The 17,436-nt window shown below is 53.7% G+C and carries 16 protein-coding genes and 1 pseudogene; 13 read left to right on the top strand and 4 right to left on the bottom strand.

All coding sequences use genetic code 11. From position 1 onward, the window contains the following. The 3 genes from AB7E14_RS07495 to AB7E14_RS07485 form a co-directional block, all read left to right on the top strand. The coding region (locus AB7E14_RS07495; protein ID WP_428169438.1) for an ABC transporter permease at window positions 1-996 on the top strand (996 nt) is incomplete at its 5' end. Between the two features lie 53 nt (window positions 997-1,049). Continuing rightward, on the top strand, window positions 1,050-1,847 hold the full coding sequence (locus AB7E14_RS07490) for an SDR family oxidoreductase (RefSeq protein WP_043001478.1): 798 nt from the start codon (window positions 1,050-1,052) through the stop codon (window positions 1,845-1,847). 35 nt (window positions 1,848-1,882) lie between these two features. Then, window positions 1,883-2,668: an SDR family oxidoreductase gene (locus AB7E14_RS07485; protein WP_044266441.1), complete on the top strand. Its 786-nt coding sequence runs from the start codon at window positions 1,883-1,885 to the stop codon at window positions 2,666-2,668. Window positions 2,669-2,798: 130 nt separating this feature from the next. On the opposite strand, the gene AB7E14_RS07480 is transcribed toward AB7E14_RS07485, so the two are convergent. Continuing rightward, complete coding sequence (locus AB7E14_RS07480) at window positions 2,799-4,832, bottom strand: choline transporter (RefSeq protein WP_061070394.1); 2,034 nt, start codon at window positions 4,830-4,832, stop codon at window positions 2,799-2,801. 126 nt (window positions 4,833-4,958) lie between these two features. Here AB7E14_RS07480 and betI point away from each other — a divergent pair, with 126 nt between their 5' ends. Genes betI through betA form a run of 3 tightly spaced genes read left to right on the top strand, consistent with a single transcriptional unit; the run spans window position 4,959 to window position 8,729 of the window. After that, on the top strand, window positions 4,959-5,549 hold the full coding sequence (gene betI / locus AB7E14_RS07475; RefSeq protein WP_044326855.1) for a transcriptional regulator BetI: 591 nt from the start codon (window positions 4,959-4,961) through the stop codon (window positions 5,547-5,549). Between the two features lie 17 nt (window positions 5,550-5,566). Next, the gene (gene betB, locus AB7E14_RS07470) at window positions 5,567-7,039 is read left to right on the top strand and encodes a betaine-aldehyde dehydrogenase (RefSeq protein WP_316961920.1); all 1,473 of its coding nucleotides are present in this window, start codon (window positions 5,567-5,569) and stop codon (window positions 7,037-7,039) included. A gap of 13 nt (window positions 7,040-7,052) precedes the next feature. After that, the gene (betA, locus tag AB7E14_RS07465; protein WP_316961921.1) at window positions 7,053-8,729 is read left to right on the top strand and encodes a choline dehydrogenase; all 1,677 of its coding nucleotides are present in this window, start codon (window positions 7,053-7,055) and stop codon (window positions 8,727-8,729) included. Between the two features lie 5 nt (window positions 8,730-8,734). Here the strand turns inward: betA and AB7E14_RS07460 are convergent, their stop codons facing one another. Further along, the gene (locus tag AB7E14_RS07460) at window positions 8,735-9,436 is read right to left on the bottom strand and encodes a GNAT family N-acetyltransferase (protein ID WP_044256664.1); all 702 of its coding nucleotides are present in this window, start codon (window positions 9,434-9,436) and stop codon (window positions 8,735-8,737) included. A gap of 144 nt (window positions 9,437-9,580) precedes the next feature. Between AB7E14_RS07460 and AB7E14_RS07455 the strand changes: the two genes are divergently transcribed. From AB7E14_RS07455 to AB7E14_RS07435, 5 genes are all read left to right on the top strand, one after another. Then, complete coding sequence (locus AB7E14_RS07455; RefSeq protein WP_200050221.1) at window positions 9,581-10,696, top strand: YbdK family carboxylate-amine ligase; 1,116 nt, start codon at window positions 9,581-9,583, stop codon at window positions 10,694-10,696. A 69-nt stretch (window positions 10,697-10,765) separates the two neighbouring features. Continuing rightward, a complete protein-coding gene (locus AB7E14_RS07450; protein ID WP_046401481.1) occupies window positions 10,766-11,014 on the top strand; it encodes a DUF1158 domain-containing protein in 249 nt (82 codons plus the stop codon). Between the two features lie 669 nt (window positions 11,015-11,683). Continuing rightward, window positions 11,684-12,580, top strand: coding sequence for a fimbrial protein (locus AB7E14_RS07445; RefSeq protein ID WP_316961922.1), 897 nt, complete (start codon window positions 11,684-11,686; stop codon window positions 12,578-12,580). A gap of 301 nt (window positions 12,581-12,881) precedes the next feature. Continuing rightward, entirely contained in the window at window positions 12,882-13,778 is an 897-nt protein-coding gene (locus AB7E14_RS07440) for a fimbrial protein (RefSeq protein WP_316961923.1), read from the top strand. Window positions 13,779-14,126: 348 nt separating this feature from the next. Next, entirely contained in the window at window positions 14,127-14,987 is an 861-nt protein-coding gene (locus tag AB7E14_RS07435; protein WP_165589435.1) for a fimbrial protein, read from the top strand. 121 nt (window positions 14,988-15,108) lie between these two features. Here the strand turns inward: AB7E14_RS07435 and AB7E14_RS07430 are convergent, their stop codons facing one another. Beyond that, complete coding sequence (locus AB7E14_RS07430) at window positions 15,109-15,450, bottom strand: RamA family antibiotic efflux transcriptional regulator (RefSeq protein WP_043001487.1); 342 nt, start codon at window positions 15,448-15,450, stop codon at window positions 15,109-15,111. After that, window positions 15,447-16,580 carry an MBL fold metallo-hydrolase gene (locus tag AB7E14_RS07425; RefSeq protein ID WP_316961924.1) on the bottom strand — a complete coding sequence of 378 codons (1,134 nt, stop codon included), beginning with the start codon at window positions 16,578-16,580 and terminating at the stop codon, window positions 15,447-15,449. Before AB7E14_RS07425 ends, AB7E14_RS07430 begins: the two co-directional genes overlap by 4 nt. Window positions 16,581-16,771: 191 nt before the next feature. Here AB7E14_RS07425 and AB7E14_RS07420 point away from each other — a divergent pair, with 191 nt between their 5' ends. Both AB7E14_RS07420 and AB7E14_RS07415 read left to right on the top strand, forming a co-directional pair. Then, the gene (locus AB7E14_RS07420) at window positions 16,772-17,353 is read left to right on the top strand and encodes a TetR/AcrR family transcriptional regulator (RefSeq protein ID WP_428169437.1); all 582 of its coding nucleotides are present in this window, start codon (window positions 16,772-16,774) and stop codon (window positions 17,351-17,353) included. Continuing rightward, window positions 17,353-17,436: pseudogene (locus tag AB7E14_RS07415) on the top strand (MmcQ/YjbR family DNA-binding protein); the annotation flags it as partial. The gene AB7E14_RS07420 and the pseudogene AB7E14_RS07415, both read left to right, overlap by 1 nt.

The raw sequence follows: 17,436 nt of genomic DNA, 5'->3' as shown, positions 1-17,436 counted from the left end.
GCATTCTTCAGCGTGATGGTACCGAATTTCCTGACCACATCTAACTTGCTGATTATGACCCAGCACGTTGCGATTACCGGCTTACTGGCAATTGGAATGACGCTGGTGATCCTCACCGGAGGCATTGACCTGTCGGTCGGCGCCGTTGCAGGCATCTGCGGCATGGTGGCGGGAGCATTACTCACCAATGGCTTGCCCATCTGGGGCGGTAACATCATCTTCTTCAACGTAGCGGAAGTGATCCTCTGTGTCGCCATCTTCGGCGTTCTCGTCGGGTTCGTAAATGGCGCCGTCATCACCCGCTTTGGTGTGGCTCCTTTCATTTGTACTCTCGGCATGATGTACGTTGCCAGGGGATCTGCCCTGCTGTTTAACGACGGTAGCACCTACCCCAACCTTAACGGTATGGAAGCGCTGGGAAATACCGGTTTTGCTACGCTGGGTTCCGGCACGCTGCTCGGGATTTACCTGCCAATCTGGCTAATGATTGCCTTCCTGGTGTTGGGCTACTGGATCACCACCAAAACCCCGCTTGGCCGCTATATCTACGCGATCGGCGGTAACGAATCCGCAGCGCGTCTGGCCGGTGTGCCGATCGTCAAAGCGAAAATTTTCGTGTACGCCTTCTCCGGATTGTGCGCTGCCTTTGTTGGGTTGATTGTCGCGTCTCAGCTACAAACAGCGCACCCGATGACCGGCAACATGTTTGAGATGGACGCCATCGGCGCCACCGTCCTGGGCGGAACCGCGCTCGCTGGCGGTCGCGGACGGGTATCCGGTTCTATCATCGGGGCCTTCGTCATCGTCTTTCTGGCCGATGGCATGGTGATGATGGGCGTCAGCGATTTCTGGCAAATGGTCATTAAAGGTGTCGTTATCGTCACCGCCGTGGTTGTCGACCAGTTCCAGCAAAAGCTACAGAACAAAGTCATTCTGATGCGTCGCCATGAAGAAAAACAGACGACAGCACCCTCAGCGAATACCGTATCCAGTTAAGTAGCATCACTCCGCCGGGCATCACCTGTCCGGCTTATACAGGGGAAAGAAATATGCAACGTGATTTTCATGGTAAGACGGTCGTCATCACCGGGGCATGCCGGGGAATTGGCGCAGGTATCGCCGAACGTTTCGCCCGGGACGGCGCAAACCTGGTGATGGTCTCCAACGCGGAGCGCGTTCACGAAACGGCAGAGCAACTGCGCCAGCGCTACCAGGCTGATATTTTATCTTTGCAGGTTGATGTCACTAACGAAGAGCAGGTACAGGCGCTGTATGAGCAAGCCGCTGCGCGCTTTGGCACGATTGACGTCTCCATCCAGAACGCTGGTGTGATCACCATCGATTACTTTGACCGGATGCCAAAAGCTGATTTTGAAAAAACCCTTGCCGTCAATACCACAGGGGTGTGGCTCTGTTGCCGGGAAGCGGCGAAATATATGGTGAAACAGAACCATGGCTGTCTGATTAACACCTCTTCCGGTCAGGGACGTCAGGGCTTCATTTACACCCCGCACTATGCCGCCAGCAAAATGGGGGTGATTGGTATCACGCAGAGCCTGGCGCATGAACTGGCCCCGTGGAACATCACCGTTAACGCCTTCTGTCCAGGGATCATCGAAAGCGAAATGTGGGATTACAACGACCGCGTATGGGGCGAGATCCTCAGTACCGATGAAAAACGCTATGGCAAAGGTGAACTGATGGCGGAGTGGGTTAAGGGCATCCCCATGAAACGCGCCGGTAAACCCGAGGACGTCGCCGGACTGGTCGCCTTCCTGGCCTCTGACGATGCGCGCTATCTTACCGGACAAACCATCAATATTGATGGTGGCCTGATTATGTCGTAATACCCGCCAGGGTATTGATGAAGAGAGTTATCACTATGATCGCAAAAGATTTTGCTCAACAACTGTTTAACCTGCAAGGACGCGTCGCTTTCGTCACGGGCGCAGGTAGCGGCATCGGTCAGACCATTGCCTGGGCGCTGGCCAGCGCGGGTGCACGGGTCGTCTGTTTTGATCTGCGTGAAGACGGCGGATTGAAAGAGACCGCTAATCATATCGACGCGATGGGGGGGCAGTCGGCACTCTATACGGGTGATGTTCGTCAGCTTAGCGACCTTCGCGCCGCCGTTGCCCTGACCAAAGAACGGTTTGGTCGTCTGGATATCGCGGTGAACGCTGCCGGTATTGCCAACGCTAACCCGGCCCTGGAAATGGAAAGCGAACAGTGGCAGCGCGTTATTGACATCAACCTCACGGGCGTCTGGAACTCCTGCAAAGCGGAAGCGGAACTGATGCTCGAATCCGGCGGCGGATCTATCATCAACATCGCCTCCATGTCCGGGATCATCGTCAACAGAGGCCTTGAACAGGCGCATTACAATAGTTCTAAAGCGGGGGTTATTCACCTTTCGAAGAGCCTGGCAATGGAATGGATTGAAAAAGGCATTCGTGTGAACTCCATCAGCCCGGGATACACCGCCACGCCGATGAACACTCGTCCTGAGATGGTTCATCAGACACGTGAATTTGAAAGTCAGACACCAATACAGCGCATGGCAAAAGTAGAGGAGATGGCAGGTCCGGCGCTGTTCCTCGCCAGCGATGCGGCTTCGTTCTGTACTGGCGTCGATCTCGTTGTGGATGGCGGATTTATCTGCTGGTAGACAGATAATCGCCCGCAGCCAGGACAGACTGCGGGCGAGGCGATTAAGCGGTGCCGTCTCATCCAGACCTGACTCGCGGATATGCGGGGATAACTCCCCGCATAACGGCTACTTCTTCGTTTATCTCGTCCTACATGCCCGGGAACAACACGCCATTTCCTGGCGCTTCACGATCGAGATGAATGAAGTTCAGATGACGTTCGTACTGGTCGAGGATATCGGTAATCACCTGCTCTTTGCTGTAGTCCATCAGGTCATTGCCCTGGCTGCCTTCCAGCAGGAAGGTCTCCAGCCGGTAATAGGTCGATTTCCCGCTGCGCGCACGGTAGGTGAAACCAGGCACGGCATACTGCTGAGGCCAGATCTGATAGATAAAGTTACGTTCATCGCCCATATGCACCAGCAGGTCGAGGTGACCAAGATTGTCCCCTTCTTCTGGTGGCATACTTTGCAATTCCACCCTCGCGCCACGCAACCGCAGTTCCTGAGCAACCTCTTCCATCGCCGGATAACAGACTGTTTTCATCATCTCGCGGGTGTAGCGTGTGCCGGGATAGTTCATCAGCCGCGAGAGGCGTTTTTTCCAGCTCAACCGATCCTGCACGCCCATGGGGCGCGGCGCGGTATGGCGGCTGGCGCTCTCGCGGCGATAATCTTCTACCTTGAGCGATTTATACAACCCGGCCATCACAAAGAAAATCACAAAGCTGAACGGCAGGCCCATGATCACCGTGGTGTTCTGCAGGGCTGAAATTCCGTTCGTCATCAGCATTCCCAGGGTCAGCAGCCCGATGGCCACCGACCAGAAGATACGGATCCAGTTTGGCGCATCGCTGTTGATATCCTTCAGCTTCGAGGTGAAGTTTCCCAGCACCAGCGCGCCGGAATCGGCTGACGTCACATAAAACAGCAGACCGGTGATGGTAGCGACGGAAGCGCTAAACGTGAATGCCGGATATTGTGCCAGCAGGCTATAGAATCCGCGCTCCGGATGCACCATCGCTTCCTGGGCAAAGCCCGCATCGCCGTGGATAATTTCATACAACGCGCTGTTGCCGAACACCGACAGCCACAGCAGAGTAAAGGTGAACGGAATAATCAACGTACCGAAGACAAACTGACGGATGGTACGCCCACGTGAGATTCGCGCGAGGAACAGGCCGACAAACGGCGACCAGGCCACCCACCACGCCCAGAAAAACAGCGTCCAGTTGTTCATCCACTCAACCGGGCGATCAAACGCAAAGCTGTTGAGCGTCATCCCCATAAAGCGATTCACATAGTCGCCCACATTGAGCACCAGCGCATTAAGCAGGAACGAGGTGTCGCCCATAAACAGCACAAACAGGATCAGCCCCAACGCCAGCAGAACATTAAGCTCTGAAAGTACGCGGATGCCCTTATCCACCCCGGAAGTGACCGAAATCGTGGCGATGACCACCGACAAGACAATCAGCGCTGCTTTCGCCGCCATCGAATCCGGGATATCAAACAACACGCTCAGACCGTAGTTGAGCTGAACCACACCAATACCCAGCGTCGTGGCGATACCAAAAATAGTTCCGATGACAGCGGCGATATCGACACTATGCCCAATCGGTCCGTTGATGCGTTTACCGAAGATAGGATACAGCGCAGAACGGATGGTCAGCGGCAGGTTATAGCGATAGCTAAAGTAACCCAGCGCCATGCCCATCAGGGCATACATCGACCAGCCGGTCAGGCCGTAGTGGAACAACGTCCAGACCATCGACTGGCGCGCCGCTTCAATGGTCTGCCCTGCCCCTTCGGGTGGCTGCATATATTGCGTCACCGGCTCCGCCACAGAGAAGAACATCAGGTCGATACCAATCCCGGCGGCGAAGAGCATGGCCGCCCAACTGAGCAGGCTGAACTCCGGTTTCGACTGCTCCGGGCCGAGCTTTACCGAGCCAAAACGCGAACAGGCAATGAAAACAACAAAGACGATGTACAGCGTGGCCGCCAGCAGGTAGTACCAGCCAAAGGTTTTCGAGACCCAGTTCAGGGTCCGGCCAATCCAGACGGCGGAGAAATCACTAAAAAAGAGGGTGGTCAGGGAAAACAACAAAATCAGCCCGGCGGAGGTGTAAAACACCACCGGATTGATTTTGTCCTTTTCTCTGCTCTGCGGAAGGTCTGACATCAATTATCCTCACTTTTCTTGTAACTATTTGAAATCAAATTCGCAACAATTAAGACACATTTATATTGAACGTTCAATCAATAAAAGGTTAAATACATAAACATTACTGATGAATGGAGCCGCAACATGCCCAAACTGGGGATGCAAACCCTTCGGCGCAGACAGCTGATCGACGCTACGCTGGAAGCGATTAATGAAGTCGGGATGCACGATGCGACGATTGCGCAAATCGCCCGTCGTGCCGGTGTTTCAACCGGGATCATTAGCCATTACTTTAAGGATAAGAATGGATTGCTGGAGGCAACGATGCGCGACATCACCAGCCAGCTGCGTTATGCCGTTTTGCATCGACTCCATGCGTTACAGGGAGCACGCGCCGAGTTGCGATTGCGCGCCATCGTGGCGGGAAACTTTGACGAGACCCAGATAAGCCACGCCGCAATGAAGGCCTGGCTGGCATTCTGGGCCAGCAGCATGCACCAGCCGATGCTGTATCGCCTGCAACAGGTCGCCAGTAAACGTCTGTTGTCGAACATTGTGTACGAATTTACGCGCGAACTGCCGCGTGAACAGGCGCAGCAGGCGGGCTATGGACTTGCGGCGCTGATCGACGGGCTGTGGCTACGCGCCGCGCTAAGCGGTAAGCCGTTTAATCTCAGTCTTGCGCAAGCGCTGACCACCCATTTCATCAGGCAGCACTTACCCAAAAGCCACTGACTCACCGAGGAGAATGCATGTCCCGAATGGCAGAACAACAGCTTTACATTGATGGTGGCTATACCAACGCCACCAGCGGTCGGACTTTCGAGACGATCAACCCGGCCACGGGTGAAGCCCTGGCAACCGTCCAGGCCGCCGGACGTGAGGATGTCGATCGCGCGGTAAAAAGTGCTCAGCGCGGACAAAAAATCTGGGCGGCGATGACCGCAATGGAGCGCTCGCGCATTCTGCGCCGTGCTGTGGAGATTCTGCGCGAACGCAATGATGAACTGGCGAGACTGGAAACGCTCGATACCGGCAAACCGTTCAGCGAAACCGCCAGCGTCGATATCGTCACCGGCGCAGACGTACTGGAATACTACGCCGGGTTGATTCCCGCGCTGGAAGGGAGCCAACTCCCGCTGCGCGAGACCGCGTTCGTCTACACCCGCCGCGAGCCGCTGGGCGTTGTCGCCGGGATTGGCGCATGGAACTACCCGATTCAAATCGCGCTGTGGAAATCCGCACCGGCGCTGGCGGCGGGTAATGCGATGATCTTCAAACCCAGCGAAGTCACCCCGCTGACTGCCCTGAAGCTGGCAGAAATCTACAGCGAAGCGGGTCTGCCGGACGGCGTCTTTAATGTCCTGCCGGGCGAAGGCGCAGAAACGGGCCACTATCTGACTGACCATCCGGGCATCGCCAAAGTGTCCTTCACCGGCGGCGTCGCCAGCGGTAAAAAAGTGATGGCAAACGCGGCCGCCTCGTCGCTGAAAGCGGTGACGATGGAGCTGGGCGGCAAATCGCCGCTGATCGTTTTCGAGGATGCTAACGTTAATCTCGCCGCAGACATCGCGATGATGGCAAATTTCTATAGCTCCGGTCAGGTCTGCACCAACGGAACCCGCGTGTTCATTCCGGCGCGGATGAAAAGTGCGTTTGAGCAGACCATTTTGTCCCGCGTGGCGCGGATCCGCGCAGGCGATCTGTTTGATCCCGCTACCAATTTTGGCCCGCTGGTCAGCTTTGCGCATCGCGAAAACGTCCTGCGCTATATCGAAAGCGGTAAAAAAGAAGGTGCAACGCTGCTGTGCGGCGGAGAGGTACTGACGGGAAACGCGTTCGATGAGGGAGCCTGGGTCGCGCCAACGGTGTTTACCGACTGCCGCGACGACATGACCATCGTGCGCGAGGAAATCTTTGGACCGGTGATGTCCATTCTGACTTACGAGAGTGAAGACGAGGTTATTCGTCGCGCCAACGACACTGATTACGGTCTGGCGGCGGGTGTGGTCACTCAGGATCTCAACCGCGCCCATCGCGTCATCCACCAGCTTGAAGCAGGGATCTGCTGGATCAACACCTGGGGGGAATCCCCTGCCGAAATGCCGGTTGGCGGCTACAAACATTCCGGTATTGGCCGCGAAAATGGCCTGATGACACTACAAAGCTACACCCAGGTGAAGTCCATCCAGCTCGAGATGGCCCCCTTCCAGTCCGTATTTTAACCAGGAGGTTTCATTGCATTTTGACTACATCATTATTGGTGCCGGCTCTGCCGGTAACGTACTGGCTACACGACTGACAGAAGACAGCAATACCACCGTTCTGCTGCTGGAAGCGGGCGGCCCGGATTACCGTGCGGATTTCCGTACCCAGATGCCGGCGGCACTCGCCTTTCCGTTACAGGGAAAACGCTACAACTGGGCCTACGAAACCGAACCCGAACCGCATATGAACTACCGCCGGATGGAATGCGGACGCGGAAAAGGGCTCGGTGGCTCCTCGCTGATTAACGGCATGTGCTACGTGCGTGGCAATGCAATGGATCTCGACAACTGGGCGCAAGCGCCCGGGCTCGAACACTGGAGTTACCTCAACTGCCTGCCCTATTACCGTAAAGCAGAAGCGCGCGATATTGGTGCCAATGACTATCACGGCGGCGACGGCCCGGTCAGCGTGACCACCTCAAAACCGGGCGTGAATCCGCTCTTTGAAGCGATGATCGAGGCGGGCGTTCAGGCAGGCTATCCGCGGACAGACGACCTGAACGGCTATCAGCAGGAAGGTTTTGGCCCAATGGATCGTACCGTCACGCCTCAGGGACGGCGCGCCAGCACCGCGCGAGGCTACCTGGATCAGGCGAGAAAACGCCCTAACCTCACCATTGTGACCCATGCGCTGACTGACCACATCGTCTTTGACGGCAAAAAAGCCGTCGGCGTGGAGTGGCTGGAAGGCGACAGCACGATCCCGACCCGCGCCAGGGCAAACAAAGAAGTGCTGCTGTGCGCAGGGGCGATTGCTTCACCGCAGATCCTGCAACGCTCCGGCGTGGGTGATGCTGCGTTGTTAAAGGCCTTTGCAATCCCACTGGTTCACCACCTGCCCGGCGTCGGGGAAAATCTGCAGGATCATCTTGAAATGTACCTGCAATATGAGTGTAAAGAGCCCGTGTCGCTTTACCCCGCTCTGCAATGGTGGAATCAGCCGAAGATTGGCGCTGAATGGCTGTTTGGCGGAACCGGTATCGGCGCGAGTAATCACTTCGAAGCGGGAGGATTCATCCGCAGCCGTGAAGCCTTTGCCTGGCCGAACATTCAGTACCATTTCCTGCCGGTAGCGATCAATTACAACGGTTCTAACGCAGTGAAAGAACATGGTTTCCAGTGCCACGTCGGGTCAATGCGCTCGCCGAGCCGCGGTCACGTCCATCTGAAATCCCGCGACCCACGCGAACATCCGGCGATTCTGTTTAACTACATGTCAACAGAACAAGACTGGCAGGAGTTCCGCGATGCGATTCGTATCACGCGGGAAATCATCAACCAGCCGGCGCTGGATAAATTCCGTGGGCGAGAGATCAGCCCCGGCATCGCGTGTCAGACTGACGAACAGCTGGACGCATTTGTGCGCGAACATGCGGAGACGGCGTTTCACCCCTGCGGCACCTGTAAAATGGGCTTTGACGAGATGGCAGTGGTCGACGGTGAAGGGAAAGTGCATGGCGTTGAGAATCTGCGCGTCGTGGATGCGTCGATCATGCCGCAAATTATCACCGGCAATCTGAATGCAACGACCATTATGATTGGCGAGAAAATTGCCGATGCCATTCGCGGACGCGCTCCGCTGGCGAAAAGTACAGCGCATTATTACATGGCAGGCGACGCGCCGGTACGCAAACCGGCGCGACGTTAAGCATATTACTGTCGACACTGGGCCAGCGTTTTGATCTGCTGGCCCTGCGCGTCAAAATTCTCCGCCGCTAACCAGCGCTGCAATGCGCGGTCACACTCAGGCCACTCGCCATCAATCATTGATAGCCAGTCGCTGTCCCGGTTGCGGCCTTTGCGGACAATTTTCTGGCGAAAGCGGCCTTCAAAGACAAATCCCAGGCGCTCTGCCGCCCGGCGCGACGCCAGGTTGAGAGAATCACATTTCCACTCCACCCGGCGATATCCCTGTGCGAAGGCGTAGCGCAACAGCAGCCAGACGGCTTCTGTGCCCAGTACGCTATTTTTCATCCGCGGCGACCAGGTGACATGGCCGATTTCAACGCTGCCGTGCTCGCGTTCGATCGCCATAAAGCAGACTAACCCCACCGCACGTTCTGCGCGGATATCCACCACGGTGAAAGGTACCAGCGCGTCATCATTCGCTTTTCCACTGAGCCAGTGGAACGTCGCCGCAACGCTATCGGGTCGACGGCTTGCCAGCCACGTCCAGTCTCGCTCGTCGTCTGCCTGCGCATAAGCGTCGAACAAATCGGCGGCATGACGTTCAGGATCGAGCGGCTCAAGGCGACACCAGCGACCTTCCAGCACCGTCCGTTGCAGAACGGACGCGCCATGCCAGTCCGGTAGCGCATCGCCCACCGTCTGACCGTATTCATTTATTTCCGGCACCGATTACTCCTTACACAAGGATAAAATTTGGTTATAGCAGTTCCCGATGCGCCTTCAAAGCACCGGATTCAGATTTCTTCCACCACGCCGAAACCCGCGCTCACTTCTATACTCATCTGACAAATCAAAGGAGAAGCGAACACTATGCCACTACCCGATTTTCACGTCTCTGAACCGTACACCCTCGGCATTGAACTGGAAATGCAGGTGGTTAATCCGCCGGGATATGATCTGAGCCAGGACTCTTCGACGCTGATTGCCGCAGTGAAAGACCGGGTGCACGCCGGCGAAGTGAAGCACGATATCACCGAAAGCATGCTGGAGATGGCGACTGACGTTTGCCACAGTATCGATCAGGCGGCGGCACAGTTTTCCGCGATGCAACAGGTGATCCTGCAAGCGGCGGCTGACCATCACCTCGAAATTTGCGGCGGTGGTACGCATCCGTTTCAGAAATGGCAGCGCCAGGAAGTATGCGATAACGAACGCTATCAACGCACGCTGGAAAACTTTGGCTATCTCATTCAGCAGGCCACCGTATTTGGCCAGCATGTTCACGTCGGCTGCGCCAGCGGAGATGATGCGATTTACCTGCTGCACGGGCTGTCGCACTTTGTCCCGCATTTTATTGCACTCTCGGCGGCTTCACCTTATATGCAGGGTTCCGACACCCGCTTTGCCTCGTCGCGGCTGAATATCTTCTCTGGTTTCCCGGATAACGGTCCCATGCCGTGGGTCAGCAACTGGCAGGAGTTTGAAGGGTTATTCCGTCGCCTCAGCTATACAAACATGATCGACAGCATTAAAGATTTGCACTGGGATATTCGCCCCAGCCCGCATTTTGGCACGGTCGAAGTGCGGGTGATGGATACGCCGCTCACCCTCAGCCATGCGATCAACATGGCCGGTTTAATTCAGGCAACCGCGCACTGGCTACTGACGGAACGACCGTTTAAACATCAGGAGCGTGACTATCTGCTGTATAAATTCAACCGTTTTCAGGCCTGTCGCTACGGGCTGGAGGGGATTCTGACCGACGTGCATACCGGCGACCATCATTCGCTTTCAGAGGACACGCTGCGCCTGCTGGAAAAAGTTGCGCCGTCCGCTGATAAAGTCGGTGCCGCAAGCGCGATTGAAGCCCTGACCCGGCAGGTTAAACAGGGTGCCAGCGAAGCACAGAAAATGCGTGAGTTTGTCAGCGATGGCGGATCGCTCATCGGGCTGGTGAAAAAACATTGTGAGATTTGGGCCGGGTAAGCGGCGCCGGTTTGCGTTAACGGTGAAGATCCCGGACAATGGCTTTTTTAACTCACGTTTAACATTGCCATGAAACACCCGCTTGAATCACTAATGACCGTCGCCGGTATTCTGCTGATGGCCTTTCTCTCCTGCCTGCTGCTTCCCGCGCCTTCGCTGGGCCTGGTGCTGGCACAAAAGCTGGTTGCGACCTTTCATCTGATGGATCTCAACCAGCTCTATACGCTGCTGTTCTGCCTGTGGTTCTTAGCGCTGGGCGCTGTTGAATATTTCGTGATTCGCTACGTGTGGCGTCGTTGGTTTTCGCTGGCTCACTAAGCCGGTGCAATCCCACCTGCCGTAGACCAGCGCTTCGCACCACCCTGCGTAGTCATGTCCGCTGGATAAGGGATGAAGGCTGACGCATCGCTTTTTTTCCCTGCGCCCCTAAATTAAGAAAGTGAATACGGGATTGCCAGCACCAACATCGTTCCCGACCTGCGCAGTAAAACCACGCCACGCCATCTTCATTACCTCACGATTTCTGATGAAACAGGTCTGCCTGTGCCAGGATAAACGGAAATAATTTGCAACAATATTTGCGGGCAAGGCGTTATCACAAGATGTTCAGCCGATAATATCAACGGAGTCTGAACCGACCACAAATTCAGCAAGACAGGTTAACCAATACGCAATTATCTTCAATAAGTTAAATCTTATGATAATAAATATTCCCGCCTCGATGATTCATCTTCACGCCGCCTGCCCCGTATAAAGACGCTTTATTCATCAAATAGGTACTCACGTCATTCAATGCAAGCAATCACTCGACAATAATTCATATCCATTTGAATTTAATGCATTTATCAAGAAACCCAACCAGTCCTGCTTTGGACAAATTAACTTTTGCTTTTTTGTAAAACACGTATAAAATTTCATAAATATTGTTTACGGAACTTTTTGATGAGAATCTTTATTTCCCAAATAATTTTATTACTGGTTATCTTATTGCCGAATTTAACATACGCGGCATGTTTCTTTTATTCGGGTGAATATCATGAACTCTCTGTCGATCTGGGAAATACCATTATTCAGCGTGACGCGCCCGTAGGCACTCCTGTGAAAGTCGCTAATCAGACGTTCACCAAATTTGGCCCCGAATGTGATGAGGGGACAAACGGCTTATGGGATACCGGCATCTTTTCGAAAGCCACTTCCCTTCCCGGTGTTTACGAAACCAACGTTCCCGGCATTGGCATTCGCGTTACCACTCAATACGGCACCATTCGCAATGAACATCTCACGCCAAAAGGTCAGTGGCAGGATCTGTCCTCCGGAGTGGTCGAGCTGGTCAAAACGGAGGAGAGAGCGCAGTCTGGCGTACTCAACACCGGCGTAATAATGAGCTGGTCAGTGGGCGATGGCCCCGGATCTGCCTATACCATGCCGGTGTCGAAATGGAATCTTGTCAACGGCAGCATCACTGTGCTCGCCTGCGCCATACAGTCCGGTAACAGCCTTGCGTTCCCCATTGGGGATGTGCAGGCCGACCAGTTTACCCAGTTGGGTACCCATTCACAGCAAACCAGCACGGCCGACCTGAAACTCGACTGTGACGCGGACGCCAATATCAATGTGACGTTAACCGGCACACAAAACCCGGATACCACGGACGACAGCGTGCTCGAGCTCAGTAACCAGGGCGACGACAAGGTTGCCTCGGGGATCGGCGTGCAGTTACTGTACAACGATACGCCACTGGAACTGAATAAAATGCTTAATCTTAAACGCTCGGCTGGCGGCCAGGAGTCGTTCCCCATTACCGCCCGTTATATTCAGACCAAAGATAAAGTACGGGCCGGACAAGCAAATGCGACGGCGACCCTCAATCTGACGTATCAATAAAAACCGACGGGGTTAGTTATCAACAGAGTATTTTTCACAACGATAGTCATTCCCGAGCCATTTTCATCAAGTCTAATAACTCACTGTAAATCTTGACTATTTGCTGCAAAAGCATTCAATCTCAACTGCTATCGTTCTGAATACCTGACGTATTTCCACAACACTTTTGCATTGTCCATATTAGGACAATGTAGTTTTTGATATTTTACAAGCCGTGTATAAAATCTTAAAACTATATTGTTTTCGGATTTTTTAGATGAGAATCATAGTTACTAATATAATTTCATTACTGGCTATTATATTGCCGAATTTAGCTTATGCCGAATGCATCTTTTATTCGGGTGAGTATAAGGAAGACTCTGTCGATCTGGGTAATACTGTTGTTCAGCGAGATACGCCTGCCGGTACCGTCCTGACAGCTTATTACCTGCTGTTCCCGGAAGTTAGCGCGTACTGTGATAACGGCACAAACGGTTTATTTGATACCGGCATCTTTTCGAAGACCACCTCTCTCCCTGGCGTTTACGAAACCAACGTTCCCGGCATTGGCATTCGTGTTACCACTGAATTTGGCACGATTCGTATGGAACACCTCACGCCACTGGGTTTGAGGCAGTCTATGTCCACAGGGGTGGTTGAACTGGTCAAAATGGAGGAAAAAGCGCAATCCGGCATACTTAACAACGGCATGATAATGAGCTGGGCAGTGGGCGATGGCCCCGGCTCTGCCTATACCCTGCCAATGGGGAAATGGAATCTCGTCAACGGCAGCATCACTGTGCTTGCCTGCGCCATACAGTCCGCTAACAGCCTCGCGTTTCCCATTGGGGATGTACAGGCCGACCAGTTTACCCAGTTGGGTACCCATTCACAGCAAACCAGCACGGCCAACCTGAAACTCGACTGTGACGCGGACGCCAATATCAATGTGACGTTAACCGGCACACAAAACCCTGATACCGCGGACGACAGCGTGCTCGAGCTCAGTAACCAGGGTGATGACAAGGTTGCCGCGGGGATCGGCGTGCAGTTACTGTACAACGATACGCCACTGGAACTGAATAAGATGCTTAATCTTAAACGCTCGGCTGGCGACCAGGAGTCGTTCCCCATTACCGCCCGTTATATTCAGACCAAAGATAAAGTACGGGCCGGGCAAGCAAATGCGACGGCGACCCTCAATCTGACGTATCAATAAAAACCGACGGGGTTAGTTATAATCCACAGAGTATTTTTCACAACGATCTCTCAATAGTCATTCCCGAGCCATTTTCATTAAGTCTAATAACTCTCTATAAATCTTGACCATTTCCCGCAGAAGCATTGAACCTCAACTGCTATCGTTCTGAATATCTAACCTATTTTCACAACTCTCTTGCAGAATCCATATTAGGACAATGTAGTTTTTGATGTTTTACAAACCGTGTATAAAATCTCACAACTATATTGTTTTCGGATTTTTTAGATGAGAATTAACACTTCTGGTTTAGTTTTATTACTGGCTATTTTATTGCCGAATTTAGCTTATGCCGAATGCAAAATCGTTGTGGGTAAGTATCTAGAACTCTCTGTCGATCTGGGAAATACCATTGTTCAGCGTGACACGCCCGCTGGCACTCCTGTGAAGGTCGCTAATCAGACGTTCACAACATTTGGGGCCAAATGTGATGAGGAGACAAACGGCTTATGGGATACCGGCATCTTTTCGAAAGCCACTTCCCTTTCCGGTGTTTACGAAACCAACGTTCCCGGCATTGGCATTCGCGTTACCACTCAATACGGCACGATCCGCAATGAACATCTCACGCCTAAAGGTCAGTGGCAGGATCTGTCCTCCGGGGTGGTCGAACTGGTCAAAACGGAGGAGAGAGCACAATCTGGCGTACTCAACACCGGCGTAATAATGAGCTGGTCAGTGGGCGAGGGGCCCGGCTCTGCCTATACCTTGCCGGTATCAAAATGGAATCTTGTCAACGGCAGCGTCACTGCGCTCGCCTGCGACATACAGTCCGGTCCTAATCTCGCGTTCCCCATTGGGGATGTGCAGGCCGACCAGTTTACCCAGTTGGGTACCCATTCACAGCAAAGCAGCACGGCCGACCTGAAACTCGACTGTGACGCGGACGCCAATATCAATGTGACGTTAACCGGCGCACAAAACCCTGATACCACGGACGACAGCGTGCTCGAGCTCAGTAACCAGGGTGATGACAAGGTTGCCTCGGGGATCGGCGTGCAGTTACTGTACAACGATACGCCACTGGAACTGAATAAGATGCTTAATCTTAAACGCTCAGCTGGCGGCCAGGAGTCGTTCCCCATTACCGCCCGCTATATTCAGACCAAAGATAAAGTACGGGCCGGACAAGCAAATGCGACAGCGACATTCAATCTGACATACCAATAAAACCCCTCAGGCTATTTATCGTAAATCGCCCATTATTGGCAAATATCCCTCATGCCCCTCACTTATGTTTTTAATCCAGAGTGAGGGGATGTTTTGCCAAAGAAAGTGTTTTTCAGGGAGATCAGTGTGCCCGACTGTGATTTTCTTTGCGGTAGGCGCCCGGCGGCTGGTTAAACGTGCGGGTGAAAATACGGGTAAAGGTCTGTTGAGAATCAAACCCGTAGCGCAGACAAATGTCATACACTTTTTCGTCGGACTCACGCAGATCCCGCGCCGCGAGCAGCAGTTTACGCTCACGAATGTAGCGTCCCAGACTCTCCCCTTTGTACTGTAAAAATAGACGCTGCAGATGCCATTTGGAATACCCCGCGTGGCGCGCAATGTCGTCAATGCGCAGCGGCTGATTCAAATTATCATCTATCCACTCGACAATCGTGTCGATAACCTGAGCAGAAATGGTCATTCGGAACTCCTCTCCTGCAAATGTGAGGTCCGCTCCCACCAGACGGTGAACGGCTGCGCCGGATCATCCAGTTTTACCGGTTCACCCTGCATCGGCGTGAGCAGACGGTACGCTTTATGTCGACTGGCCAGCGCCAGCCGTTTATAAGGGTCATCCCAGGTATGTTTAGCCAGCACAAAGCGTCCGGCATGACCGGGCAATATCGCTTTTGCCCGCAAATCCTGGGCCGCCTGCGCGGTCTCTTCCGGCATCATATGAATGTACTTCCAGTCCTGGTCATATTGACCGTTCTCCAGGATGGCGAGATCGATGCCGCCAAACTGTTCGCCGATGGCCCGGAAATGTGGCCCGTAGCCAGAATCACCGCTGTAGTAAATTTTCTGTTCCGGCGTTTCGAACAGAAAACTGGCCCACAGCGTCTGGTTGCGCTTAATGCCGCGGCCGGAAAAATGCCGCGCAGGCAGAACGTGAATCATCAGCGAATCGTCAATTCGCACGGACTGATTCCAGTCGCGCTCTTCAATGATGTCGCTATTCATTCCCCAATAACGCAGATGCGAACCGACGCCCAGCGGTGTAAGCACGCGCTTCACTTTGGGCATTAACGCCTTGATGGTGGCGTAGTCCAGATGGTCATAGTGGTCGTGCGAAATGATCAGCAGGTCGATCTCTGGCATCGCCTGCGCCGTCCACGGATAGTCTCCTGCGAAAGCCTTATTGAGGAAGGAAAACGGCGCAGCATAACTGCTGAGCACCGGATCAATCAGAATACGTTTGCCGTCCAGTTGCAGATACCACGACGAATGCCCGAGCCAGATTAGGGTGTCTTCAGTGACCGGCAGACTGGCAAGATCGGTCGCAACCAGCGGCAGCGGTTGAGCGGGGCGCGCATTCTCACGCTTCGCGACCAGAAACTCCCACAACGCCGCGAGCATACTTTTGTTTCCGGTATAGCCCGGCGTCGGTATCTGATTATGGAATTGCCCGTCCCGGTAGTGTGCAGATTGTTCAACCTGGCTAAGCTGAGCGCCCTGTGGCGCCTGGCCGAAGCCAGCATTAAGGACAAACGGTAACGTTGCTCCACTGGCAATGAGCATAATAACAACCACGCAAACTGTGAGACGCTTCATATCCTGACCTGAAAACGCGCGCCTGTCCGATGGTTTGCGCGACGCACCCTTGATTATGAGTGAGTAAGCACTCATTATAGAAATCAGATGTTTCTCGTCAAGATGATTTTCAATCTTTGACATTCACCGTTGCGGCGCTGCATACGCCGTGTTTCAATCACATTTTTAGACCAACTAAAGGGTAAAGTGTAGTGGCTCGTCCGAAGAGTGAAGACAAAAAAAAGGCATTACTGGAAGCAGCTACCACGGCTATTGCGCAGTCCGGGATCGCGGCATCAACCGCAGTGATTGCCCGCAATGCTGGCGTGGCGGAAGGGACATTGTTTCGCTATTTCGCAACCAAAGACGAGTTAATCAACGAACTGTATCTTCATCTTAAACAGAGTCTCTGCCAGTCGATGATCGCCAATCTGGATCGTTCACTGACCGATGCCAAAGCGCTGACCTTTTATATCTGGCGCAGTTATATCAGTTGGGGGATAAACCATACGCAGGGGCATCGCGCCATTCGCCAACTGGCCGTCAGTGAAAAAATCACCAAAGAGACGGAGCAAAAAGCCGACGATATGTTTCCTGAACTGCGCGATCTCTGTCACCGCTCGGTGCTACCGGTCTTTATGTCCGATGAATATCGCGCCTTCGGCGATGCGCTGTTTTTAACGCTGGCAGAAACGACAATGGAATTTGCCGCCCGTGAACCGGCTCGCGCTGAAGAGTTTATTTCTCTGGGTTTTGAAGCCATGTGTCGCGCCCTCACCCGCGAGGAAAAGTAATGGACGAAAAAACGCTGCACGAGTGCGCGAAACGCCTGGCATTAGCCTTCCCCTTTACTGAGCACTGCTGGCCGTTCGGTCCG

The organism is Citrobacter sp., from assembly GCF_050252275.1.
GTDB classification, from domain to species: Bacteria; Pseudomonadota; Gammaproteobacteria; order Enterobacterales; family Enterobacteriaceae; genus Citrobacter_A; species Citrobacter_A amalonaticus.
The sequence above is the reverse complement of the archived record's forward strand: the minus strand, read 5'-3'. Positions and strand labels throughout refer to the sequence as shown.